25 protein-coding genes and 2 pseudogenes are annotated in these 21,998 nt (G+C 63.5%); 16 read left to right on the top strand and 11 right to left on the bottom strand.

All coding sequences use genetic code 11. From position 1 onward, the window contains the following. A pseudogene (locus HJG53_RS18430) lies at positions 1-182 on the bottom strand (IS21 family transposase); the annotation flags it as partial. Between the two features lie 119 nt (positions 183-301). On the opposite strand from HJG53_RS18430, the pseudogene HJG53_RS16890 reads away from it, so the two are divergent. Then, positions 302-613: pseudogene (locus tag HJG53_RS16890) on the top strand (SLOG family protein); the annotation flags it as partial. 46 nt (positions 614-659) lie between these two features. On the opposite strand, the gene HJG53_RS16885 reads toward HJG53_RS16890, so the two are convergent. Next, positions 660-1,406 (bottom strand): SDR family oxidoreductase, encoded by a 747-nt coding sequence (locus tag HJG53_RS16885; protein ID WP_217352914.1) that lies wholly within the window; start codon positions 1,404-1,406, stop codon positions 660-662. 315 nt (positions 1,407-1,721) lie between these two features. Here HJG53_RS16885 and HJG53_RS16880 point away from each other — a divergent pair, with 315 nt between their 5' ends. After that, positions 1,722-2,129, top strand: coding sequence for a single-stranded DNA-binding protein (locus HJG53_RS16880; RefSeq protein ID WP_171132403.1), 408 nt, complete (start codon positions 1,722-1,724; stop codon positions 2,127-2,129). Positions 2,130-2,173: 44 nt separating this feature from the next. Here the strand turns inward: HJG53_RS16880 and HJG53_RS16875 are convergent, their stop codons facing one another. Together HJG53_RS16875 and HJG53_RS16870 are read right to left on the bottom strand one after the other, a co-directional pair. Next, entirely contained in the window at positions 2,174-2,380 is a 207-nt protein-coding gene (locus HJG53_RS16875) for a hypothetical protein (RefSeq protein ID WP_171132401.1), read from the bottom strand. Continuing rightward, a complete protein-coding gene (locus HJG53_RS16870; RefSeq protein ID WP_171132399.1) occupies positions 2,373-2,615 on the bottom strand; it encodes a DUF6437 family protein in 243 nt (80 codons plus the stop codon). The genes HJG53_RS16875 and HJG53_RS16870 overlap by 8 nt, the downstream gene beginning before the upstream one ends. A gap of 530 nt (positions 2,616-3,145) precedes the next feature. Between HJG53_RS16870 and HJG53_RS16865 the strand changes: the two genes are divergently transcribed. Further along, positions 3,146-3,394: a hypothetical protein gene (locus tag HJG53_RS16865; RefSeq protein WP_254447844.1), complete on the top strand. Its 249-nt coding sequence runs from the start codon at positions 3,146-3,148 to the stop codon at positions 3,392-3,394. A gap of 654 nt (positions 3,395-4,048) precedes the next feature. Further along, positions 4,049-4,399, top strand: coding sequence for a response regulator (locus tag HJG53_RS16860; RefSeq protein WP_171132397.1), 351 nt, complete (start codon positions 4,049-4,051; stop codon positions 4,397-4,399). A 3-nt stretch (positions 4,400-4,402) separates the two neighbouring features. Here the strand turns inward: HJG53_RS16860 and HJG53_RS16855 are convergent, their stop codons facing one another. Continuing rightward, positions 4,403-5,863, bottom strand: coding sequence for a sensor histidine kinase (locus HJG53_RS16855; protein ID WP_171132395.1), 1,461 nt, complete (start codon positions 5,861-5,863; stop codon positions 4,403-4,405). Between the two features lie 220 nt (positions 5,864-6,083). Here HJG53_RS16855 and HJG53_RS16850 point away from each other — a divergent pair, with 220 nt between their 5' ends. The 3 genes from HJG53_RS16850 to mobF are packed head-to-tail and all read left to right on the top strand — an operon-like array spanning position 6,084 to position 11,598. After that, positions 6,084-6,371 (top strand): hypothetical protein, encoded by a 288-nt coding sequence (locus HJG53_RS16850; protein ID WP_171132393.1) that lies wholly within the window; start codon positions 6,084-6,086, stop codon positions 6,369-6,371. After that, positions 6,361-8,670: a type IV secretion system DNA-binding domain-containing protein gene (locus HJG53_RS16845; RefSeq protein WP_171132391.1), complete on the top strand. Its 2,310-nt coding sequence runs from the start codon at positions 6,361-6,363 to the stop codon at positions 8,668-8,670. The genes HJG53_RS16850 and HJG53_RS16845 overlap by 11 nt, the downstream gene beginning before the upstream one ends. A gap of 6 nt (positions 8,671-8,676) precedes the next feature. After that, positions 8,677-11,598 carry a MobF family relaxase gene (gene mobF / locus HJG53_RS16840; protein WP_171132389.1) on the top strand — a complete coding sequence of 974 codons (2,922 nt, stop codon included), beginning with the start codon at positions 8,677-8,679 and terminating at the stop codon, positions 11,596-11,598. On the opposite strand, the gene HJG53_RS16835 is transcribed toward mobF, so the two are convergent. After that, positions 11,595-11,999 (bottom strand): HIRAN domain-containing protein, encoded by a 405-nt coding sequence (locus tag HJG53_RS16835; RefSeq protein WP_171132387.1) that lies wholly within the window; start codon positions 11,997-11,999, stop codon positions 11,595-11,597. The two genes, mobF and HJG53_RS16835, sit on opposite strands and share 4 nt — an antisense overlap. Positions 12,000-12,061: 62 nt before the next feature. Here HJG53_RS16835 and HJG53_RS19220 point away from each other — a divergent pair, with 62 nt between their 5' ends. Then, positions 12,062-12,286, top strand: a complete 225-nt coding sequence (locus HJG53_RS19220) for a DUF5818 domain-containing protein (RefSeq protein WP_368039598.1) — start codon at positions 12,062-12,064, stop codon at positions 12,284-12,286. Positions 12,287-12,984: 698 nt separating this feature from the next. Here HJG53_RS19220 and HJG53_RS16830 read toward each other — a convergent pair. Genes HJG53_RS16830 through HJG53_RS16820 form a run of 3 tightly spaced genes read right to left on the bottom strand, consistent with a single transcriptional unit; the run spans position 12,985 to position 14,737 of the window. Next, complete coding sequence (locus HJG53_RS16830) at positions 12,985-13,743, bottom strand: ImmA/IrrE family metallo-endopeptidase (protein ID WP_171132385.1); 759 nt, start codon at positions 13,741-13,743, stop codon at positions 12,985-12,987. Next, positions 13,740-14,168: a hypothetical protein gene (locus tag HJG53_RS16825; RefSeq protein ID WP_171132332.1), complete on the bottom strand. Its 429-nt coding sequence runs from the start codon at positions 14,166-14,168 to the stop codon at positions 13,740-13,742. Before HJG53_RS16825 ends, HJG53_RS16830 begins: the two co-directional genes overlap by 4 nt. Then, positions 14,165-14,737, bottom strand: a complete 573-nt coding sequence (locus HJG53_RS16820) for a hypothetical protein (RefSeq protein WP_171132383.1) — start codon at positions 14,735-14,737, stop codon at positions 14,165-14,167. Before HJG53_RS16820 ends, HJG53_RS16825 begins: the two co-directional genes overlap by 4 nt. Before the next feature lie 149 nt (positions 14,738-14,886). On the opposite strand from HJG53_RS16820, the gene HJG53_RS16815 reads away from it, so the two are divergent. From HJG53_RS16815 to HJG53_RS16785, 7 genes are all read left to right on the top strand, one after another. Continuing rightward, a complete protein-coding gene (locus HJG53_RS16815; RefSeq protein WP_171132381.1) occupies positions 14,887-15,165 on the top strand; it encodes a hypothetical protein in 279 nt (92 codons plus the stop codon). Between the two features lie 11 nt (positions 15,166-15,176). Next, positions 15,177-15,434: a hypothetical protein gene (locus HJG53_RS16810; protein ID WP_171132379.1), complete on the top strand. Its 258-nt coding sequence runs from the start codon at positions 15,177-15,179 to the stop codon at positions 15,432-15,434. Between the two features lie 15 nt (positions 15,435-15,449). Further along, positions 15,450-15,695 (top strand): protein L, encoded by a 246-nt coding sequence (locus HJG53_RS16805; RefSeq protein ID WP_171132377.1) that lies wholly within the window; start codon positions 15,450-15,452, stop codon positions 15,693-15,695. Positions 15,696-15,714: 19 nt separating this feature from the next. Next, positions 15,715-16,164, top strand: a complete 450-nt coding sequence (locus HJG53_RS16800; RefSeq protein ID WP_171132375.1) for a hypothetical protein — start codon at positions 15,715-15,717, stop codon at positions 16,162-16,164. A gap of 183 nt (positions 16,165-16,347) precedes the next feature. Continuing rightward, positions 16,348-17,514, top strand: coding sequence for a DUF262 domain-containing protein (locus HJG53_RS16795; RefSeq protein WP_171132374.1), 1,167 nt, complete (start codon positions 16,348-16,350; stop codon positions 17,512-17,514). Further along, positions 17,507-18,622, top strand: a complete 1,116-nt coding sequence (locus HJG53_RS16790) for a DUF3696 domain-containing protein (RefSeq protein WP_171132372.1) — start codon at positions 17,507-17,509, stop codon at positions 18,620-18,622. The genes HJG53_RS16795 and HJG53_RS16790 overlap by 8 nt, the downstream gene beginning before the upstream one ends. A gap of 6 nt (positions 18,623-18,628) precedes the next feature. Next, positions 18,629-19,582 carry a hypothetical protein gene (locus tag HJG53_RS16785; RefSeq protein ID WP_171132370.1) on the top strand — a complete coding sequence of 318 codons (954 nt, stop codon included), beginning with the start codon at positions 18,629-18,631 and terminating at the stop codon, positions 19,580-19,582. Positions 19,583-20,027: 445 nt separating this feature from the next. On the opposite strand, the gene HJG53_RS16780 is transcribed toward HJG53_RS16785, so the two are convergent. Next, a complete protein-coding gene (locus tag HJG53_RS16780; RefSeq protein ID WP_171132368.1) occupies positions 20,028-20,417 on the bottom strand; it encodes a DUF302 domain-containing protein in 390 nt (129 codons plus the stop codon). 144 nt (positions 20,418-20,561) lie between these two features. Here HJG53_RS16780 and HJG53_RS16775 point away from each other — a divergent pair, with 144 nt between their 5' ends. Next, positions 20,562-21,179, top strand: a complete 618-nt coding sequence (locus HJG53_RS16775) for a class I SAM-dependent methyltransferase (RefSeq protein ID WP_171132366.1) — start codon at positions 20,562-20,564, stop codon at positions 21,177-21,179. Here the strand turns inward: HJG53_RS16775 and HJG53_RS16770 are convergent. Beyond that, positions 21,152-21,994 carry a TlpA disulfide reductase family protein gene (locus tag HJG53_RS16770; protein ID WP_171132364.1) on the bottom strand — a complete coding sequence of 281 codons (843 nt, stop codon included), beginning with the start codon at positions 21,992-21,994 and terminating at the stop codon, positions 21,152-21,154. The genes HJG53_RS16775 and HJG53_RS16770 overlap by 28 nt on opposite strands. Positions 21,995-21,998 lie beyond the last annotated feature (4 nt).

Here is a 21,998-nt window from a genome sequence, read left to right as displayed (position 1 = left end):
TGGAACGGTCCCAACTTCGGTAACGGCTGAACCTCTCGCCGGTAGGCCATGTCCGCCTCCGGCGCCCGAACCGCCTTACGCACCACACCACGCGACAGATGCAGGTCGCGCGCTATCGCCTTGATGGCCTTCCCCGACGCGTGCTCGCGTCGGATCCTCAACACCGTCTCCAATACCAACATCCCGATCTCGCCGCCTGACACACCGCCAAGCGTGCAGCCTAGACCACCGGGATGAGGGGTCTTTTTTCGACGCCGATCACCCCGCTACCGGGGTCCTTTTTCCACGCCGATCCACACATGTCGCCGAAATGGTGCTCGTCCATGGCGGCGACAGCAAAGGCGCCGACCGACTGGCCGGCTCCTGGGCGGAAAGCCGCAAGATCCCGCAGATCGCCTTCGGCCTCGACACCCGTCTCGGCCAGCGCGCCGGGTTCAAGCGCAACGACCAAATGCTGTCGCTCAATCCCCGCTTCGTCGTCGCCTTTCCCGGCAATGGCGTCCTCGAACGGCTTGTCATCCAGGCAAAAGAGCGCCGCATGAGCGTCGTCGACCGCCGGGGTCCGCTCGGCACAAATCCGAAGCTCAATGCCCGTCAGGCTGCGCCCGCCTGACGGCTTGGCCGGGTCGCCTGCGACCCGGCCTTTCTCCTGCACCGGATCAATATTCCTGGGTCGTCGGGCGAAACAGGATCTCGTTGATGTCGATGTCGGCGGGCTGGCCGATCGCGAACGCGACCGCGCGGGCGAACGAGTCCGCCGGGATCGCGCCCTGGTACATTCGCCGCGCGTTCTCGGCGATGTCCGGCTCGGTGATGCTGTCGGGCAGCTCGGTCGCGACCGCGCCGGGCGAGATGATCGTCGTGCGGATGCCGAACGGCTTTGCTTCCTGCCGGAACCCTTCCGAAATCACACGCACCGCATGCTTCGTAGCCGAATAGACTTCGCTGCCCGGCCGCACTTTGTGGCCGGCCACCGAGGCGACGTTGATGATGTGCCCAGACTTCTGCCGCTGCATGACGGCATAGGCGGCCGCGATCCCGTACAGCACGCCCTTGATGTTGACGTCAATCATCCGATCCCAGTCGTCGATCTTCAGCCGATCAAGCGGCGACAACGGCATCAGGCCGGCATTGTTGATCATCACGTCGACGCGGCCGAACTCGACCACGGTGCGGTCGACCAGTTGCTGCACCTGACTCCGATCGGCGACATCAATCTCGACCGCGAGCGCTCTGCCCGATCCGCCCAGTTCAGCGGCGAGGGACTCTAGCCGATCGCGCCTTCGTGCGGCGAGCACCAGCTTCGCGCCGAGTTGCCCTAGCAGCCGCGCTGCCGCTTCACCGAGGCCGCTGCTCGCCCCGGTTATCACAACCACTTTGCCGCTGACTTCCGGCGCCAGGTCCATGTCGAGCTCCCATGTGTCGGCCGCTGAACCCCGGGCGGTGCCCCCGGGTTGCGCGCTTGCCAGCGAGCAGCATCAGCTTTCTGGACATCTCTCTAAGCGGCGGAACTCGTCCCCGTGTCGACCTGATCACCCCTATGGCTCGGGGGCCATGGAGCAACCGTCGCGCCAGGCCCGTGTTGCCCTTCGGGCGGCCCGCGCCAGCCAGGCGCTCAGGTTCCCCTCTTCGCTTCGCTCCTCGGTGCTCTCCTGCCCCTCCTCGCCATGGACGGGGTTTGTCGACCGGGACGGTCCCGCCGGCATTTGAGGAGACTATCGATGAAGAACACCGTGCTGCTGATCGGCAATCTCGGCGCCGATCCCGAAACCCGCAACACCCGCGGCGAGACCACGATCACCACGCTCAGCATGGGCACCAGCCGGCCGAAGCGCGACAGCGAAGGCAAGGTGATGAAGGACGCCGCGACGGGCTACACCGTCCAGGACACCGAGTGGCACCGGATCACCTGCTTCAACGGCCTCGGCAAGACCGTCGCCGAGCACGCGACCAAGGGCATGCTGATCGGCGTTCGCGGCCGGCTTCACTACTCGAAATGGACCGACAAGGACGGCGTCGAGCGGTACGGCTGCGAGATCATCGCCGAGGAAGTCCAGTTCCTCAGCCGCGGCAAGTCGGCCGCCAAGCCGCAGGGCGATCTCGAGCTCGACGACGACGTACCCTTCTGATCCGACACTGTCAGCCCCGGCGGCTCTGACCGCCGGGGCTCTTTTCATGTGTTCCTGGTTTCGAAGTGCCGGGCGACGATCGCGTCGAGCCGTTTGGTGAGCAGGCGCGCGAGCAGGAGCGCATCGCGCTCGGCATCGAAAACGTCGCGATCGAGGGCTGAGGTTATGGCCTCCTTGAGCCAGTAGCTCGCGGCCGGATCTGCCATGACCGCGGCGATCTCGCCGACCTCGCTGGGTTCCGGATCAGCCACGGCCGGCCCCCTTCCCTGCAGCCGCTTCAGCCGGCGCGAGCAAGCTCGAGACAGCAGCTTTTATGCACGCGCGAAGCGCTTCATCGCTCAGCCGACCGCCGCCCTCCTTCAGCACCACAAAGCCAAGCTGCAACGCGGCTGCGCGACGCAGCTCGTCCTGCCGCTTTGCCCTCTCCTCTTGCTCGCGTTCGAAGGCGTCGAGCGCCTCGATCGCGGTCTGTTTCCGTTTTGTCATTGCGGCTCCGAGGGTGTCGGGGAGCCCCTTCCGATGCTCATCATCATGCGGCGATCGAATGATGCAAGCAGACTTCGCTCAGGGCCGCAAAAGCCTTAATCGGACCTCATATTTGGCTTCGATTTGCCGGCCAACAACGGTGCGACGGCGACCACCTCGCACCATGCGCGACCCTACGCCGGTTGAGCGCGAGACTCTTCCGGTGATCGCAGACCAATGCTGGCGGAGCTGCTCGGTTGGGGGAAACAGTCATTCAGCGCGGGCATCGAGCCCGCGCTGAATGAGCCTTTCTGCTCGCTCAACTAAGCCCAGAATGACAGCGCGATCAGCCGGGCCTCAAGGACGACGGGGCCCCACCATTTTGCCGGCCAGCGAGGGTCGGTGGACGCCGGCGACGTCGGCGCCGGGCCGGCAAAATCGTGACCCCCATCGCCGCTGACGCGGTCGCGTGTGCCACGCGATCCCTGACCCCCGACTGCTCACGCTGTCCCGACGCTTCCGTCTTTCACTTGGCTTTGAAGGAGACGGAGATGACTTACCTGGCGCCGATCAGCACCTTGAACGCAGAGCACTATACGGCGGACGAGCACGCACGGTATCTGGAAGCCGTGGCAAACGCCCAAACCCGGGCCGCCCACAGCTACTTCGACCAGCACATCATCCGCATGGACGACGCGCAATACTGGGTGGCGGACGAGGGCAGCTACGAGACGCTGATGCAGGACCTGGTCGACCGGATCGTGATGACGATACCGGCGGGTCGCGTCGACGAATTTTGAGGACGGAGGGGCGCCCAGCCCCTCCCCCATTTCGTGCTCGCCGAGGCCAAAAAGAGACCTAGCCGGGACTGCTCCTGGCCCGGTCTGAAGGACAAGAACTCCCCACATTTTGGGAGCCCTTGACGTCGTGACTCCCCTTTGACGTCAAAGACCGAACGGAACGTGGCAGGGTTCCGGCGAAGCCGCGCGATGCGGACAGCCAATCACGCCCTCTCAGGCCGCGTCGGATCCCGCCGGAAGCCCGATCACGACCCCCGAGCATCGGACCCGATCCTTCACCCACGCACCTCGTCTCAGCTTGGAAAAAGGAGGCACACCTTACGCGGCGAGCCGCGGGTGTTTTCGTCGGAAATCCGCCATTTTCCGAGCTGACCACCATCTGCTGCTGCTATGGTCAATGCCCATCAGCTGACCACCGATGGGGGTCAGCCGCAAGTTGATGCTTAGGCGCGTAAACTTCAGGATTGTACGGCTCGCTGCGCCGCCAGCTTCGCCTAAGAGGATTGTGTGACCACCAACTCCCCAGCGGGCGCTCAGCGTTACTCCGACAACCACACCTCCTGCGACCTCACCTCGCAAGAAAGACTATTAGTCTGGATAAAATGGGCTCCCGTCGCGTTCTGCCGACCACAACTGTCTGACGTCGATGGCCCTATGAAAGTTCTGATCGTGGAAGACGAAATCTTCGCTGCGCTCCACCTGGAGTCCGCCGTCGAGGAACTAGGTTGCGAGGTGGTTGGAATCGCGCCCGATGGCCAGTCGGCGCTAGAGTTGGCGGAGACCCGGCCGGATCTGGCTTTTGTCGACCTGAACCTGCGCGACGGCCTGACCGGCCCCGAGATCGCGCGCGACTTGGCCAACCGCTACGGTACGAAAGTGCTGATCCTGACCGCCAATCCCGGGCAAGCCGGAGAGCCGTTCGAGGGACTAGTGGGCGTGGTCAGCAAGCCTTGGAACGAGGCGCAGATCGCCCGCACAATGGCGGCTATTCGAGGCCCAAACTGAGGCTCAGGGATCGCGGCGCAGACGGCTGGACTTGACCCTAATCTTCACCTTTAGACCTTCGCGACGCCACTCCTTTCGGAGTTCTCCTCCAAGCTGACGCGCCACGCTGAGTTCGGCGAGTTGCGTGCCGAAGCCCACATGGTCCGGCGCACCGGTGACCGGCGGTCCGCCTTGTTCGGTCCACACCAGTTCCAGCCGCTCCCCGTCCTCAGCAATGTCGACAATGACTCCTCCCTCATTCACCGACAGTGCGCCATATTTGGCTGAGTTGGTGGCAAGTTCATGGACAACCAGCGCGATCGGCGTTGCACCCTTATCGTCGACAATCGCGTTCACGCCGCGGATCGCAACGCGTTCCGAGCCAGCGTCGGCATAGGGCTTCAGCAGTTCAGCCAATAGGCCGTGCAGGGTCGTCTCGCCAAGTTCGGGTGCCGATTGCGGGCTGTGAGGACGCGCAAACTCATGCGCCCGCCCGAGCGCCGCAATACGCCCGAGCAGCTCGTTCATCACGGGCTTGAGCTCGGCGGAGCGACGGCCAGTCAGGTTTACCAGGCCCGAGATCACCGCGAATATGTTCTTGATGCGGTGACTGAGCTCGCGACTGAGCAGCTCGTTGCGCTCCGCCGCTCTCTTGGCTTCGTCGATGTCGGTGCATGTCCCGATCCAGCGCGTGATCTCGCCGTCAGGGCTGCGCACCGGCAAAGCGCGTCCAAGCACCCAGCGATAGTCGCCGGAGTAGTGGCGCAACCGATACTCGATTTCGTAGGGCTCGCCGGTTGCAAGACAGTGACGCCAAAGGGCCCATGCGCGCGCCCGATCGTCCGGATGAAACATGTCGTTCCATCCCTCTCCATCGGTCGCGCCGGCCGGCGCACCGGTGAAAGCGTACCACTGCGCATTGTAATAGTCGTGATAGCCGTCGGGCAGCGTCGACCAGACCATCTGGGGCATTGCATCCGTCAGGACGTCGAATCTCGCCTCGCTATCCTGAAGGGCCTGCTCGGCCCTGATCTGGGCGCCGACTTCGGTGTTCACGCCGAACCAGCGGACGATCCCGCCGCTCGCGTCTCGCACCGGAACGATGCGGGTTAAAAAGGGCCGGAAGATTCCGTCGGCGCCGCGCAACGGAAACACCATTTCAAAGGGCCGACCAGCGGCGATCGAGTTTGTCCAGCGCTCCATCACAGGCGGCAGAAGCTCCGGATCGTGGACGATCTGCCAACCCCAACCTTCCATTTGCTCGGGGCGGGTCCCGCAATAGTCGTGCCATCGTTTGTTATACCAGACGATGTAGCCATCACCCCGCGCGATCCAGCATAGCGTCGGAAGGAACTCCGCGAACCGCGCGAACTCACCGTCAAGCGCCGCGGCGTCCGCTTCGCCCAGCAGGTCGCTAACGCGCACGGGCTCGCGCCAGTACGAGTGGGCGTGATCGGACGCGCGGTCGTCAGGTAAGTCGGCCAATCTCGCTCCCCGCTTTGTCGAGACCTCGGCCGAGTTCGACATGTCCTGTGCTTTGTCGCCAGACACTTAGCTTAGGCGACCAAACGCGGGAAGTCTGTCCGCTGGCCGACATAGAGCATTTGCGTCCGCGCGAAGCTCCCTTGCACAGCTTCGATGTTCTATATATGTTCCACATGCCTTGCGCAGTGCCCACCACGCCCCTGATCATCAGGTGCGTGTCATGTCTCGCCGATTTCAACTTGCCTGCTACGTCACTGAAGACGTCAGTCGCGCTTTCGCCGAACGCGTCCGCGCGCGCGATCTAACCATCGCCGCGGCGGTCCGTCAGCTGGTGCTGGCCGATCTTTATGGCCGCGGCAATCCGGCCGAGCTGCGCCAGAACCTGCTCTTTCAGACGATCGCGCTGGACGGGTTGTTGCAGGCACATCCCGACCCGGAACTCCGCCAGCGCATTCTCAAAATCTGGCGCGCCCGCCTTGCCGAGGAGGGCCTGACCGATGCGGCATGAGCTGACCAACTTCACCCGCGGCAGCCAGCTGCTCGGGCATTTCGGCTTCATGTTCGCAGCCGGCCTGAAAGGCCCCGCGCTGGTCACGCTCACGATCTTTTCGGGCCTGATCTGGTGGCGAGCGTCGGCGACCCTCTCCAACCATGAAAGCTACCTCTGCTGGATGCGGATCTATGCCTGGATCTATGGCTGGTTCGAGTTCGATCCCGCCAAGCGCGTCAACCTCGAACTCGCGTCGGGCGCTCACATCCAGATGGCGATCTCTGCCCTGTCGGGCCACCCGCTGGTGCTCGCCGCCTGGGCCAAACTGATGGCGGCCGTTCGGGCTGGCGGGACTCTCGCCGCCATCATCTCGGTGCCCGCCTGTGCAGCCTTTGCGTGGTTCGCGGCATGGTTCGGGCGGCGCTCGAAGGAGAGCAGACACGAGCGCGGCGCCACGCTCGCCGAACTGCCCGACTTGGTCGCCGAAATCGATGCCCACAATCGCGTCCAGCGCGCGCAGGAATATAGGCGCGCTCTTGGTCCGTCCTGGCGCTTTGCGTCCGTCGCGGAGCGCCGCGCCGCCGGTCTGTACGAACCCTATACGCTCGCCGGCGTGCCCTTCCCATGGCGCCTCGAGCAGAGCCACGCGATGCTGATCGGCACCACCGGCACCGGCAAGACGGTGGCGCTTCGCGAGTTGCTCGCCCAGCTCCGCGCGCGCGACGCCCGGGCGGTCGTGTTCGACCTCACCGGCGCCTTCATCGAGGCGTTCTACGATCCTGAGCGGGATACCATTTTAAACCCGCTCGATGCCCGCTGTCCGATGTGGTCGGTGTTCGAGGATTGCACCGACGAAGCATCGCTGACGGCAGCCGCCGAAGCCTTGGTGCCGCACGATGGCGGTGGCGCCGAGCAATTCTGGGTGCTCGCCGCGCGCATGCTGTTCGTCGAGATGTGCCTGAAACTGATCCACGAAGGCCGCGCCACCAATGCCGCGCTTTCCGCCGAACTGATGACGGCGAGCCTCGCGCATGTTCACAAGCTGATGGAAGGGACCGTCGCCGACCCGCTGACCGCCCCAGAAGCGGCGCGTATGGCTGAATCGATCCGGGCCGTGTTCAACGCCAATGCGAAGGCGCTGGGGATGCTGCCGACCAGCGGCACGCCGTTCTCGGTGCGACGCTGGGTGGCCGGCGAGAGCGCCCCGGGCGCGATCCTGTTCGTGTCATCGCGCTACGTGGACATGCCCATCGCGTCTCGGCTGCTGACGGTCTGGATGGATACGGCGATGAACACGCTGATGGCCGGGCCGCGCAGCACCGACTGCAGGCTATGGTTCCTGTTCGACGAGTTGGGCGCGCTGCACCGCCTGCCCGCGATCGAGAAGGGCCTGCAGACGGCGCGCAACTATGGCGGCGCGATCGTCGCGGGCGTCCACGCCTATGCCAAGCTCAAGGAGACCTATGGCGACAACATGGCGATGACCCTGGCCGCCCTCGCCCGCACCAAGCTCGTTCTTGCAACCGCCGACCGTGAGTCCGCGACCTGGTGTTCGGACTTCATCGGACACCGCCAATATCAGAAGATGGAGGAGGGCTTCAGTTACGGGTACAACAACGCTCGTGATGCCGTCAGTCTGACGCCGCGCCGCCAGATCGAACCACTGCTGCTCCCCGATCAGCTGATGAATCTGCCGAGCCTGCAGGGCTATCTGAAGTTCCCGGATGGCTTTCCGGCAGCGCCCATTCGGCTCCACTACCGCAGCTATCCCACGGTCGCCGAGCCGTTCATCGCACGATCAGTCACACCCCTCCCTTCACCCGATCACAGGGCAACGGAAACCGCAGAAGGTGATGCGCTGCCAGGCACCGATGCGACCTCGAATGACCAAGGTCCCGGGCCGGCGGCAAGCAAGCCGGAGGGACCGGCGCGCGCTCGAGATCTGGACGAATTGCCTCTCTTCGATCGCCTGTCGTCGATGAGCAGAGAGCCCGGCCAAAATATCCCGCACGAGCCGCCGGTGGTTGGTCCGGCAGACATACGACGCCCGGCGGAAGGGTCGCCCCGCTCGCCAACTGATCAACCGCCGAACGCGGAGCTTAATCCCGGCATGGCTCGCGTGAACAGCACCTTGCCCCGCCCAGGCCCGCCCACTTCCGCGGACCCGGAAGGCCGAAGTCCGATATTGCCCGGCCAAAACGTGGCTAAGATCGTGCCGCTGACACCCGAGCCGGAAAACCAGAGCGTGCGGGAGCTGAAGGATGGCATCGCGCCGCCCGAGGACCGCGTCCCCGACGATCCCGATCTCGGGTTTTAGTCCGCCATGTTGTCGGTCGCGACGGTCCGGTCGGCGAAGGGCGCCGCCGGCTATTTCGCGGCCGACAATTACTATGCAGCCGCCGAAGCCGAGCAGTCGGGCGAATGGGTCGGCAAGGGCGCGGCGGCGCTCGGCCTGAAGGGGCCCGTCGACAAGGACAGCTTCGAGGCGCTGCTCCGCGGCGAGCTTCCGGATGGCTCGCGTGTCGGCACTGCGGGACGCCACCGGGCCGGCATCGACCTGACTTTCTCGCTTCCGAAAAGCTGGTCATTGCTCGCCCTGGTCGGCGGCGATCGGCGGATTATTGAGGCCTACCGTGCGGCCGTGAAGGAGACGCTGGCCTGGGCTGAAGCCAATGCCGCCGAGACGCGATTGGAGGTGAAGGGAAAGGAGCGGATCGTTGCCACCGGCAACCTCGCCGTCGCTCTCTTCGAGCACGACACCAGCCGCGAACAGGAGCCACAGGCGCATCTGCACGCGGTGGTCGCGAACGTCACCCAAGGGCCCGACGGCAAATGGCGCGCGCTCCATAACGAGAAGCTCTGGTCGTTGAACACGCTGCTGAACGCGATCGCCATGTCGAGCTTTCGCCAGAAGGTGCAGGTGCTCGGCTACGAAATCGGCGAGCGCGGCAAGCACGGCAATTTCGAAGCGGCGGGCATCCCGCGCGCTATTATTCTGGCCTTCAGTACCAGGCGTCAGCAGATCCTCGCCAAAGTCGGCGAGATGCGCGCGCGCACGCCCGAGGCTTTCGCGGCTGCGACGCTCATGACCCGGACCGACAAGGCGCCAGTCGCTGATCGCGATGCCCTTTACCAGGGCTGGCGGGAAGCCGCGGCGAGCGCCGGGATCGACCTGCCGGCGATCCTCGCTTCCGCCGAAGCGAGAGCAACGCAGCCACCCTCGCCCTGGCAGCGGCTCGGGATCGCGGCGGACGCCATGAGCCGCGGCATCAAGGGCGCAGTCGTCGCGCTTAGCGAACGACTGGGGCTCGAAGCTCGCGACCCGTATCTGCCGCGCGGCCTGCATCGGCTTGCCCCCGATAAGATCGCGGCCGCGCATGCGGTCGCTTCGGGGCTGCGACACCTCGGGCAGCGCGAGGCGGCGTTCAAGCGCACCGACATCTACAAGGCCGCGCTCGACACCGGCTTGCCCGCCAGCATCGCCGACATCGAGAGCCGCATCTCTTCGCTTATTCGCGGCAAGCAGCTCGTCATGGGCAGCGCGCGCGGCGCCGAGATGATGACCACAGCCCAGGCGATCGCGACCGAGCAGCGCATGCTCCGCGAGGTCGAGGCGGGCCGCGACCAAGGCGGCCAGTTCCTGCCCCGCACGGACGCCGCTGCGCTACTAAAGACCAAGGCCGAAGCGAGCATCGGGATCACGCTCAACCCCGGCCAGCTCTCCGCGGGCGCGATGTTGTTGGGGTCCCCCGACCGGATCATCGCGATCCAGGGCGTCGCGGGGGCCGGCAAGAGCAGCATGCTTGCCCCGGCCGCGCGGCTGATCGAAGAACGGAGTCAGCAGGTGCTCGGTCTCGCCGTCCAGAACACGCTCGTCCAGATGCTCCAGCGCGAAACCGGCGTCCCGTCGATGACCGTCGCACGTTTCCTGAAACGGTACGAAGCGCTGCTTGAGGGCGGGGATGGGCGGCTCCCGCTGGACGCGCCGTCACTGAAAGGCGCGGCCATTCTGGTCGACGAAGCGTCGATGCTGTCCAACAGCGACCAGCTAAAGCTTGTCACGCTTGCGAACAGGCTTGGGGTCGGCCGGATGGCGTTCGTTGGCGATGCCCGGCAGCTTGGCGCCGTCGACGCAGGCAAGCCATTTTCCGTCATGCAGCAGGCCGGCGCGCCGACAGCGCACATGGCGCAGAACCTGCGCGCTCGCGGCGAGGCGATCAAGGTTGCGGCTGCTGCCGCCCAGATCGGCAATGTCGAGCGCGCAATGGACGCGCTCGCGCCGTTCACGATCGAGGCGCCCGGTCGCGGTGCGCAGGAAGCGGCGGAGCGCTGGCTGGCGCTCGGTGCCGACGAGCGCGCCCGCACCGCGATCTATGCCTCCGGGCGGCGCTTACGCGGCGAGGCCAACGCCGCTGTGCAGGCGGGTCTCATCGACCACGGCGAGCTTGGGCCCGGCAGGCTCGATCTGGACGTGCTCGACCGGATCAGCATGACCGACGAGGAGTTGCGCTATACCCACAGCTATGCGCCGGGCATGATCGTTGAGATCTCGCGGGCACAGCGCGCCCAGAGACTGCCGCGCGCCCGCGCCGAGGTGACCCGCGTCGACCCGAAATCCGGTGCGGTGCACCTGCGCCTGTCGCGCGGGCGGGAAGTATCGTTCCGGCCGGACCGTCTGCGCCCGAACGGGCGGTCGCCGCTCCAGCTTTATGAGCGAAAAGCTCTCACCATCCACGAAGGCGATCGCATCCGATGGACAGCGAATGACCACAAGCGCGGGCTGTTCAACGCCGACCAAGCCCGCGTCACCGCGATCGGCGACAAAGGCATCTCGGTCGAAACGTCACTCGGCGTGAAGGTTGAGCTGTCCAAGGCCGATCCGATGCTGACGCGGCTCGACCTCGCTTACGCCCTCAACGCCCACATGGCGCAGGGGCTGACATCCGATCGCGGCATCGCTGTCATGGAAACGCGCGATCGTAAGCTCGCCAACCAGCAGACCTTTCTGGTGACCGTCACTCGTCTACGGGATGCGCTCACGCTTGTCGTGGACCGCGCCAGCGCGCTCGAGCGGCAGCTGATCCGCAATCCTGGCGGTAAGACCTCGGCCTTGGAAACGGCGGGCGGCGTTCGTCCGCCCTCCCCTGGCGCGCCCCCCTCAGCATCGCCGGCACGAAAGCCGGTGCCCGATCGCGGCCTGGAGCCGGACGGCGGACGAACCAGACCGTGGGAGATCGGCATCTAGTCGTCCGGCGGGATATAGTCGGGCCAGAAGCCGCTTTCGTCCGGCTCTCTGTTGGCCTCATCTCTCGGTTTGCGTGCACTGGGCAGGATCGGGTCCTCACCTTCAAGATTCACGCGGACCAGCGCCCCGAAATCTATTGCGCGCTGAAAAACGGCGCGAAGATCGGCGCCGGCCGACATCTTGCTCCCGATCCATGGCGCCCTTTCCGCGGTCACATAGCCGATCTGCACGCCGCGGCTGGAGAAGACCGCGATCGCGTGCGGGTCCGCGTTGTTGCTCGGTTCGGGGCGAAGCTCGACTGGATCGCCAGGCGCGCATAGCAGGATTTCGAAGCGGCGATTGCTGCCATCCGCGTTCGCGTGCGCGGCTCCGACGACAGCCAGGGAGAGTTCGGAAGGCATGACGCAACGCTAATACGATCCGACTTGCGAGAGCAAAGCCGATACAGATATCGCCGGCTGCGATGACCCGCATGAACGCTGAGATTGGAACACGCTACCGGCTGGAAGGTCTCCTCCTGCCATCCGAGCGCGGCCTTGTGCTGCAGATTGACGACGGCGGGGTTTGGGCGCTCGACACGGATCCCGGAGCACACTCTCGGGCCGGCCGCAGAGTCATTGTCGAAGGCGTTCGGTCCGGCTTCGATAGGATCGACGTCGAATGGATCGGACCTGCGGTCGCGGGGTGACGCTACGCAACCAAGTTCGCGCGCGCCGCCCAAGCGACACTATAAGCTGAGTCGGTCGGGGTTGCGCGCTGGCAATCAAGCACCTTCAGGCGTATCTTGCCGACGATGGACCCCAAGACGCTTCGAACGGTTGCACGGCTGGCCCGAAGTCGCGCAACCCTCAGCTCGTCCATGGAAGGCGGCGATGGTCTGATGCGGCTGGGTGCCTCGCGAGCGCTTGTGCAATTGGCCACGGACTTGGACATCACAGCGCAGCATTTCGAACTTCGCGCGCCAAAGCGCGGCGGATCCCGCGCCTAAGCCAAGCACCGCCACTCCATTCCGCAACAAATCGAACGGGCCAAAATGACGCGGCTGTCGGCCGCGGGTTCCAAATTGATCGAAGCTGACGTTCGCCTTCCGGACCTGGGATGGACCGATCAGCGCCCTTCGCGGCGGTTCGCCGACGTTTACGAAAGTGACTAGAGTTGCGGCCGATGGCGGACGGTCTGCTTTCGGTGAGCGCGGGCGGAAATGCGGACGCTCAGCCGCTGCCCTCTGTCGCAAGAGGCGCTGGATGGCATCGCTGCGCTGCATACCAATCATACCCGTGGGATCGAACACCGCGAGCGCAACGTGACGCTCCGCTGCTGTTCGAACTTACCGACGCTCGACGAGTTAGTGGTAAACTATCGAAGCGGATGGGTCTGACTTGCGGACTAGTCCAGCATGCGCGTGTCGGTGACCTGGATCAGCGTTAAAATCTCACTCGTGCGAGTACGTATCGATTGTTCGGTCAATTCGTATTTCTCGGCGTCCCAACGATCAAACCAAGCATCCGCGCCAATTTTATGGGGCTGGGTGTCATCCTTGGCGGTCCCGAACAGAATATCGAACGCATAGCTTTCTGCGTCTAGCGTATCGCGCGGGAACCATCGATCCGGCACGCTCGGTGAGCGTGCAAACCACCTCCTGCCGCCTTGGCCGTGGCAGATGACAAGGGATGGAGTGTGTTCGCTTTCAACCAAACGTATGGCGGTTGCCGTCAGGCTGGTGTCGAACATGTCGGCGAGAGCAGTCACGGCCGCGAAATTGAACTTAGGCTGTTGCCGCGCTCTGGGCTTAAACAAGTACCAGGGCATGAGGAGATCCGCCGCGTAGCCATCCGCGACACGCTCAGGCGATAGAGCCGTCTGCGGCCGGGTTTCTTCAACGCGACAAACCAGACATTTGCCTCTGTGATGATGCCAATGGCCGAGTTCATGCGCGACCGAATAGCGCTTGCGCCGATCCGATCCGCGCGAATTGACTGTGATAATGGCTTGATTGTCACGACCGATGATGCGGGCTTCGCAACCGTCTAATGGGCGATAGCGCAATTGTGCGCCGGCATCGAAAGCAATGGCTTCTAGGTCGATTTCCTCGGGTTCCGTGATGCCCAGATCCTGAAGGTGACGCTCCGCAATCGTCAACCTCATGCGAGATCGTCTTCGTCGGGTAGCAAGCCTAAGTCTCGGAGGTCATCCAGCATGCCCAATACGTCTGCATCCGAAAGCTCATTTTCTTTTCGTGCCGCCAAGGTCAATCGCTGTGGAATTCCGGGCTGATTTAATACCGAACGAAGGCGTTGCCTCGCATCGTGAGGGCTGCAGGCCGTACTAAGACGAGGCGCGTTTCGGCTCGCCGCCGCTCCGGCTCTAGCCGCAGCGAGGCGAGACTTATTCGCCTTCACTATACTGGCTTCAAATAGCGCTCGCAGGCGCTCGGCCTCCGCGTTTGGGTCACCGCCGCATTCCGTGAACTCGGCCAGCAAATCCTCGTCCGAGGCACTCATGATGTCCTCGGCCAAGAGTTTGGACAGATTCTCCATCGACTTGCGGCCCGGGTACTTTGATCCGGTCATGGCTTCCATCCTTCGGGGAAGGCTTTGTCGATTCTGCGGCGGATCAGCCTACGCTTGGTGGCGTAGCCTTTCATATCCAGTCCGGTAAGCTCACGCAGTTCTTCGGCTTCCATTCCCTCCATCGTTCCTTCCACGATGTCCCGCGCAACGGGATCATCCGTAAATAGTTCAAGCATTGCGCCGCGAAATGTCTCCGCAGCTTCCGCCTCAATAAGGCGGGTCTCGCAGTCTGGGTCCGTATCGGGGACGTTGAACGCCTCCGGCTCATCCCCACCGGTCTTGGCGACGGGAACAAGCACAAGGCGGTTTTCCACCTTTTCCCCGACACCGTCAGCGATGCTCCGGATCGCCTCGGCGAGAAATTTCACTACGCTCACATGCGCGGGGCATGTTCGCGTATCGAGCGCTCGGGCAAACGCCTCTTGCAGCAGATCATTGGCTTCGATCCTGCCTCGAGAATAGCGATCCGCGACCTTACGAAGTCGAATCCAATCCGCGGTCGACAGCGCGCGAATTGCGCTGGCGATCTCGTCTCGGCTCAGAACGCTGGCGGCCGATGCGGGATTCACCCAAGACTGCTCCTTCCACCTAACCTATGCGGGAAGACTTCCATGCCTCGGACATTTCCACAAGATGTCCGAGGCGACCGCATACCTCCGCATAGGGACTCAATGACGCCATCCCCCGCGTGTCAGAGAAGAGGTGACGGAGAATTCAGATGATCTACTCGATCAATTACGACTTGAAGCGCCCCGGGCAGAATTACGACGCCCTCCATGAGGCCATCAAGGGGTGCGGCTCGTGGTGGCACTATCTCGGTTCGACATGGCTCGTCGATACCAACCTGAATGCCAAAGGTGTTTGGGATCGCCTCTCCCCGCACGTCGATAAGAACGACAACATGCTCATTGTCGGCATCACGCGCGATTACAACGGCTGGTTGCCCAAGGCGGCGTGGGACTGGATCAACCAGCGTGCCCACAAGGCCGCGGCGTAAGGGAGGCAACAATGCGAGTCCAAGGAGCGGTTATCCGCGAGCAGGGTCAGACATTCGCCGTCGTCGTCGTCCGGCCGCAGGTCATCCAGAACACGGCCGAGGCACAAAGGTCGCTAAACGGCTTCGCGCCGGTATTCGGCGTCCCGGTGGTCCTCATGGCGCAGGATAGTCGCGGCAGGCCGACCTACTACGGCCGTCCCGATATCGCGCGTTTCATGTCGTCGGTGCCGCTGCGCTCCATCCCGTGGCGCGAATACACAATCAACTAAAAGAGAAACAACACAATGGCTTGGTATATCGATAGCTCGAAGCTCACAAAGAGCGACGGCAACAAGGAATGGTGGAAGACCACCTACAAGCCGGGTGACGAAGTTCCGGTCTCCGGCATCTATCGTTGCCTTGGTTGCGGCAAGGAAGTCACTTGCAACGACCCGGATCGTTTCCCGCCGCAGAATCACCACCAGCATACGGCCGCGCAAGGGACGATCAGATGGAAGCTCAACGTCCGGACGAACACCAAGGGCGATTAACCGACCTGGGGACCCTCGGGTGGACGCAGAGCAACTTACCAATATTTGGAACCAGCGGGAAATCCCAGTTATCCTCCGCAGGGCTGGCAAGGGGGAGCTGCTGCGACTACGTCTACCCTACGCGGAGAAAAACCGGTCTTGGCTGCAGAATGACCGACGCACCTCGCCCGCCTGGATCGCCAGCAAGCGCTGCTGGGAGGTACCCAAAGCTTGGTTCAACGACTTCGTGGAACGGGCGCTCGCGACCTTCGGCGCCGTCTACGTCATCCAGCCCTACCGCGAGCAGGAGAAGTGCTCTCCCGCCTGCCTCAACGCGGTCGGGCACGAGTGCCAATGCTCCTGCATGGGCCGCAACCACGGAGCCGGCAACGACGGAAGCTGGTTCGAGATATCCGAGACGTTCGCCACGCGATGGGGCGATCAGATGCTCGCCTGCCGACTTTTGAGGGCCCGGGCGAAAGGTAGATGATTGTCGATCGGCGCGCGGCGGAGACAGAGCCATGTGGCATCTAATGGAAACGGCACGATACCATGTCTGATAGAGGGCAGGATCCGAACAAAAATGCTAGCGATCTGGTTCGCTTGGCCCTTTTCATCGCGATCGCATATGGTGGCCCCTACGAGGGCTTGAGAGGCGTCTAGGGAACAAGTGATGGGGGAAGCGTCAGCGGTCGTCGAGCAACTTGATATGTTGGGTCACGCCACCGGCGTTGAAGTCGAACAATCATCTCCGGACGAAGGAGAAAAGATCGCGGAGCCTTTCGACCCGGACGATATCGACGTCGTCACGCGATCGATGACAGTCGATCTTCTTCTGTCCCGTACCGAGTCAGAGATGATCGATCTCCAGCCCGATTTTCAGCGACGGTGGGGCGTGTGGGATGCGCGGCGTCAAAGTCGTCTGATCGAGTCACTGCTGCTACGAATTCCATTGCCGGTCCTCTACGCCGCCGAGGACGAGGACGAACGCTGGGAGATCGTCGATGGGATCCAACGTCTCTCGACCATCGCCCGCTTCATCAAGCCTCAGATCATCGGCGGCCAGCCACTCACCCTGACCGGGCTCGAATATCTCCACGATTATGAGGGCAAAGACTTCGAGGGCCTCAGCTCGCGGCTCAAGATGCGGCTCCGCGAAACCGAGCTGATCATCCACTTGATCCGCAAGGGCACGCCGCCCGAGGTTAAGTTCAACATCTTCGCTCGGATCAACACTGGCGGCATGGCGCTGTCCGCGCAGGAACTGCGTCACGCCATCACCCCCGGCAAGGCGCGAGATCTTCTTCAGACCTGGGCCAGCCTGCCCTCGTTCATCCACGCCACCGACGGCAGCGTCCGACCCATTCGCATGGACGATCGCGAACTCGTGCTGCGCTTCGCGGCTTTCTACATGCTCGGGCTGGAAAGCTACAAACAACCGGACATGGACGGGTTTCTGATCACAGCGATGAAGGCGATCAACGAAACTGACGAGACTGCACTGTCAGTCATGCAGTTCAACTTCGTTAGCGCGATGGAAACCGCCTCGAAGATTTTCGGCCATGACGCCTTCCGCAAGAGGTTCGAGAAGGATGCTGCCCGGCTGCCGATAAACAAGGCGGTCTTCGAAGCCCTCTCGGTCAGCCTGGCGCGACTCACGCATGCGCAGCTCGCGACCCTAGAACAGCGCGCCGAGGCGCTTCGGCACGGCTTCATGGCGCTCTGCCATGATCGCTCCTTCGAGAGCGCGATCTCGCAGGGCACGGGTGATATCCGGAAGGTCAATCGGCGGTTTTCCGCCATCAGCGATCTGATCGCCGGGGTACTCGCGGATGCTTGACTATATCGGCCTCGAAAACTTCAAGGCGTTCGACGACATCGAACTTAGCCTCGGCAACCTGACGCTCCTGTCGGGCCTTAACGGCAGCGGCAAGAGCACCGTCCTGCAAGCGATTGGCGTGCTGCGCCAATCGTTCGACGGGAGCTTCCTGCTCAATGGGGATCTCGCGCTCAACGGCGAGCTGGTCGACATCGGCACCGGCCGTGACGTCCTGTATCAGGGCTTCGACGCCGCCGAGATTGCGATCTCGCTCGGCGAGACCAGGCAAGGTCAGTCCGTCTCCTACCGCTGGCAGGCAGCAGCTGACCCCGATGCCGACGTGCTCACCTGCTCGGCCAAGCCTGCTCAGGGCGAGCTTCCACTGCTCGACCTGTTCGATCAGGGCTTTCAGTTCCTGCGGGCTGACCGGATCACACCGTCGGTTACTTCGCCGAAATCGCAGAACGCAGTCCGCCAGCACCGGTTTCTCGGACCCAAGGGAGAATATACCGCGCACTTCCTTCTCGAGTTTGGCGAGCAGATCACCACCGCGGAGATTGTCCGGTCGCCGCACGAGCAGCGCGCAGGCAGTCTCATCGCCCAGGTCAACGCCTGGATGCAGGAGTTCAGTCCGGGTGTCCGGGTAGAACCAGTCCCGGTCCCGATGACCGACCTCGTTCGTTTGGTTTTCTCCTACAAAGGCGAGGGCGCCGCATACGGTGAGCCGCTCCGCCCGACCAATGTCGGTTTTGGTCTCACCCACGCGCTTCCCGTCGTCGTCGCATGCCTCGCCGCAGAACCCAACACGCTGCTGGTAGTCGAGAATCCCGAGGCGCAGCTGCATCCGCGTGGACAGGCGTCCATCGGGCGATTGCTTGCACTGACGGCGGCCAACAACGTGCAGGTGATCATCGAAAGCCATAGCGACCATGTGCTCAACGGCATTCGTCTCGCCGTAAAGGAAGGCTTGCTCGCGCCGCGGCAGGCCAAGCTGCATTTCTTCACGCGTGATCCCGGCGAAGCCAGCAGCTATGAAACCCCCGCTTTGAGTTCGGAAGGCCGGTTGTCCTATTGGCCCGCCGGCTTCTTCGACCAATGGGAGAAGAGCTTGGACCGGTTGCTCGACTGAGCCGCGATGCCGCTCCAGCTCTTCCTCAATGATCTGTCGGCGCCGACCGCCGGCGTGCCGCGTGCGCAATCGGTCGCCTATCTCAAAGGGCTGATTGAAACGGTCCGCGCAGCGCGTGGCATTGACGATCGCCTGATCTTGAATTGCGATCAGCCGCTCAATGAGCTGGCACTCAGTCCCGGCCTCACGATCGCAATGATCCGCAACGACGGAGACTGCGTTGAAGAGAGCCAGTATCTGAAAACGCTCAATAATCGCGCGCCGCTCAGCCGTGTGCTGGCGGAGGCCGATGGCCCGGATCCCGAGGGGTTCGAATACAGGATCCCAGCAGCTGCGCCGATCTCGGCGGGGAGCCCCGCCAAGGCACTCGGCCTTGCCCATCTGCTTAAGGGTCTCGGCGTCAGCCTTGCCTCCGACGCCCTTTGGCAATCGCACGAGGTGGCGCTCGATCTGCTCGAACTCGATGCCAATGGCGACATTGCCGAATCGTCAGTTGTCGCCCGCAACGCGAGCGCTGCCGCCGACGTCGCGGCGCACGAAGCGAGCCTGCGCGACGATCTTCGGCCGCCGATTTATAATGGCGTCGATCTCTGGGCACAGCGGGTCGAGCTTTTGCCCAATCTCGAATTTATTCCACGGACGCGCGCTCAAATCGAAGGGATCCTCGCTGGCGACCCGCTGCTCGACCAAGTCTGGATCAAGCTGTCGGGGCTTGACCATGCGATCGCGACGTGGCGCGTCGCGCAGACGGCACACCCGATGTTTCCCTTCAACGTCAGGCCGGAAAGCCGCAGCCGAATGGATCTCGTCAAGTTCAACGATGCCCATGGGGTCGAGCGCACGTTCAGCTACCATACCGACCTCGCGCCGATCGAGGGACGCGTGCACTTTATCGTCGAGAGCGAACCGCGTCGTCACGCCCTTGTCGGACATGTCGGGCGCAAGCTCGGCATTGGCTGAAGCACCACCTGTTTACTACCTGGATGCGGGACGTCGATGCCAGTTAACGCGAGAAATAGAGGGATACTGGCACACCCTGCAGGGTTCGAACCTGCGGCCGCCAGCTTAGACGCCACGACCGCTTTCGAGAGACCGTAAGATGGTCGCAAACGTCTGAATAGAGGGCGCAAAGCAGACGCTACGGGAGAATGCCGTCCATGACCGCTATGGGCGCTGCCTTGCCGCTCGACGCTGCCGAACGCGGACGCCTGCTCTAGAGCGAAATGATACCTGGCGTTGCCTTCGCGCTTGAGCGCGAACTGACCCATCCCCTCGGTATGAACCAAGTCGACCGACCCTGACAGGTACGACCGTTCGAGCAGATCTGCTGGTTCGAACCGAGTGACCGAACAAGTCATTTTACTGAAGACTCAGGATCGGTGGCGCTCTCGACCATCGGGATGGCTCACCCCAGGCTGCCTATCACGCGCTCAAGCTTGCTCCGAACGGTTGTGGCAGCCTGGTGCAGGCGCGTGTTCTCGATCGCCTGCATCGAGGCGACAGGATCGATCGCAGCCACTTCTGTGCGCCCAGCGGCAACCTCCTGCACAACGACATTGCAGGGCAGCATCGTACCGACCCTGTCCTCAAGCTGAAGGGCCTCGTAGGCCAGCTTTGGGTTGCAGGCGCCCAGGATGCGGTAGCGGCGGAAGTCGACGCCGATCTTGTTCTTCAGCGTTTCCTGTATGTCGATCTCGGTGATGACGCCGAAGCCCTCCCCCTTCAGCGCCTCGCGGGTGCGGGCGAGCGCATCGTCAAAGGGCAGATTGACGGTCGTTGCCAGATAGTAAGCCATTGGGGGTCACCTTGCTGTGGTTCGCCGGTCTCCGGCGACAACGACGCGCGGCACGAAGGGTGCCGTCGAGCGCACGATTCCCGCCAGCTTGTGTCAAAACCTTCGATGCGGGATCATGCAGGGGCTAGCGCAAAGGCGACCGAAATGGGCGTTTACGATCGATATATCCTGCCGCACCTTATTAATCTCGCCTGCGGTGCCAAGCCCGTCCGCCTCCAACGCCGGAAGGTGGTGCCGCAAGCGCAAGGGCGCGTGCTTGAGGTCGGCATTGGCTCGGGGCTCAACCTTCCCTTCTATGATCCGGCAAAGGTCGAAAAGCTGTGGGCTCTCGAGCCGTCTGATGACATCCGGCGCATGGCAGAAAGAAGGGCGGCTCGGTCGCCCTTTCCGATCGAGTTCATCGACCTGCCGGGCGAAATGATCCCGCTGGAAGCGGGCAGCGTCGACACGGTCGTCACAACCTACACGCTGTGCACCATCCCGGATGCGGTCACTGCGCTCCGCGAAATGCGCCGGGTGCTGAGACCCGGAGGGCAGCTCCTGTTCTCGGAGCATGGCCGCGCGCCCGATCCCTCCGTGGTAAGATGGCAGGATCGGCTCGATCCCCTCTGGAGCAAGATCGCCGGCGGCTGCCATCTCAATCGCGAAATCCCCGCGCTCCTGCGCCAGGGCGGGTTCGCGATCGAGACGCTGGAGACGATGTACATTCCCGGACCCCGCGCAATGAGCTTTAACTATTGGGGAGCAGCAGCACCCGACTGATCACTGGGGCTTTGGTGCCCCAAAAGCGAGTCGAGCTCGTCTGCGAGCGCGGCGCGCGAAATCTCGCCGATGTGAGTGCTGCGGACCAATCCGTCCGCGCCTATCATGAGAGTTGTCGGAAAGCCGGCGACATCCAGCCGCCGACCGGCGTCACCGGTTGAATCGATGGCGACCCGCGCGGCAGGGAGGCCGTTCTCCTGGAGATAGCGCCGCACCACCCCTTGGGCTTCGCCCTGGTTGAGGAAAACGAAGTCAATGTCGCTTCGGGCAGATGCGGCCTGCACGAGCATCGGCATCTCTCGCCGACACGGTCCGCACCAGGTCGCCCAGAGATTGATGACCAGCGGCCGGCCCGTATGGGAGGCGATAAGAACCGGCGTTCCATCGAGACGCATAGCGGCAATCTTTGGAAGAGCCGTGGGGGTCTGCCGGGACGCGAGCAGTGCGCTGGCGGCAAGCCACGTCGCAAGCGCGACGCCCCCGGCCAGCCCGGCGAGCCCCATGGCCCGCAGCGACCGAAGTGCGATCGCGAGATAGGCGCCAGCCGCCGCAAGCCCCCAGCCAAGCGCGAAGCCGCCCTGCCAGACGAAAAGCGTGCTTGCCGGCTCGAGGCGGAAAGCCTCCCAATGCGCCGCGACATAGCCGAGCCGCGCTCCGATCAGGCCGATAGCGAGCGCACGCAGGGCGGCGCTTGACAGCGGCCGCGGCGACCAGCGCTCGAGCAGACCGGCGGAGACGAGGAACAACCAGAGTGCGCCGCCTGCGGCAAGGCGCTCGCCCGAGATCAGCAAGGGGCCGATGCTGATGATGTTCATGTTT

This window comes from Sphingomonas sp. ID1715 (assembly GCF_013044515.1).
GTDB lineage: Bacteria > Pseudomonadota > Alphaproteobacteria > Sphingomonadales > Sphingomonadaceae > Sphingomonas_B.
Note: the sequence above shows the minus strand (reverse complement) of the source record. Positions and strands in the feature narration are given on the sequence as shown.

Bases quoted from the DNA above. Each gene is read 5' to 3' on its own strand.
- HJG53_RS16885 (WP_217352914.1), bottom strand. From the start codon at position 1,406: ATGGACCTGGCGCCGGAAGTCAGCGGCAAAGTGGTTGTGATAACCGGG.
- HJG53_RS16880 (WP_171132403.1), top strand. From the start codon at position 1,722: ATGAAGAACACCGTGCTGCTGATCGGCAATCTCGGCGCCGATCCCGAA.
- HJG53_RS16870 (WP_171132399.1), bottom strand. From the start codon at position 2,615: ATGACAAAACGGAAACAGACCGCGATCGAGGCGCTCGACGCCTTCGAA.
- HJG53_RS16865 (WP_254447844.1), top strand. From the start codon at position 3,146: ATGACTTACCTGGCGCCGATCAGCACCTTGAACGCAGAGCACTATACG.
- HJG53_RS16860 (WP_171132397.1), top strand. From the start codon at position 4,049: ATGAAAGTTCTGATCGTGGAAGACGAAATCTTCGCTGCGCTCCACCTG.
- HJG53_RS16850 (WP_171132393.1), top strand. From the start codon at position 6,084: ATGTCTCGCCGATTTCAACTTGCCTGCTACGTCACTGAAGACGTCAGT.
- HJG53_RS16845 (WP_171132391.1), top strand. From the start codon at position 6,361: ATGCGGCATGAGCTGACCAACTTCACCCGCGGCAGCCAGCTGCTCGGG.
- mobF (WP_171132389.1), top strand. From the start codon at position 8,677: ATGTTGTCGGTCGCGACGGTCCGGTCGGCGAAGGGCGCCGCCGGCTAT.
- HJG53_RS16835 (WP_171132387.1), bottom strand. From the start codon at position 11,999: ATGCCTTCCGAACTCTCCCTGGCTGTCGTCGGAGCCGCGCACGCGAAC.
- HJG53_RS19220 (WP_368039598.1), top strand. From the start codon at position 12,062: ATGACCCGCATGAACGCTGAGATTGGAACACGCTACCGGCTGGAAGGT.
- HJG53_RS16830 (WP_171132385.1), bottom strand. From the start codon at position 13,743: ATGAGGTTGACGATTGCGGAGCGTCACCTTCAGGATCTGGGCATCACG.
- HJG53_RS16825 (WP_171132332.1), bottom strand. From the start codon at position 14,168: ATGACCGGATCAAAGTACCCGGGCCGCAAGTCGATGGAGAATCTGTCC.
- HJG53_RS16815 (WP_171132381.1), top strand. From the start codon at position 14,887: ATGATCTACTCGATCAATTACGACTTGAAGCGCCCCGGGCAGAATTAC.
- HJG53_RS16810 (WP_171132379.1), top strand. From the start codon at position 15,177: ATGCGAGTCCAAGGAGCGGTTATCCGCGAGCAGGGTCAGACATTCGCC.
- HJG53_RS16805 (WP_171132377.1), top strand. From the start codon at position 15,450: ATGGCTTGGTATATCGATAGCTCGAAGCTCACAAAGAGCGACGGCAAC.
- HJG53_RS16795 (WP_171132374.1), top strand. From the start codon at position 16,348: ATGGGGGAAGCGTCAGCGGTCGTCGAGCAACTTGATATGTTGGGTCAC.
- HJG53_RS16790 (WP_171132372.1), top strand. From the start codon at position 17,507: ATGCTTGACTATATCGGCCTCGAAAACTTCAAGGCGTTCGACGACATC.
- HJG53_RS16785 (WP_171132370.1), top strand. From the start codon at position 18,629: ATGCCGCTCCAGCTCTTCCTCAATGATCTGTCGGCGCCGACCGCCGGC.
- HJG53_RS16780 (WP_171132368.1), bottom strand. From the start codon at position 20,417: ATGGCTTACTATCTGGCAACGACCGTCAATCTGCCCTTTGACGATGCG.
- HJG53_RS16775 (WP_171132366.1), top strand. From the start codon at position 20,562: ATGGGCGTTTACGATCGATATATCCTGCCGCACCTTATTAATCTCGCC.
- HJG53_RS16770 (WP_171132364.1), bottom strand. From the start codon at position 21,994: ATGAACATCATCAGCATCGGCCCCTTGCTGATCTCGGGCGAGCGCCTT.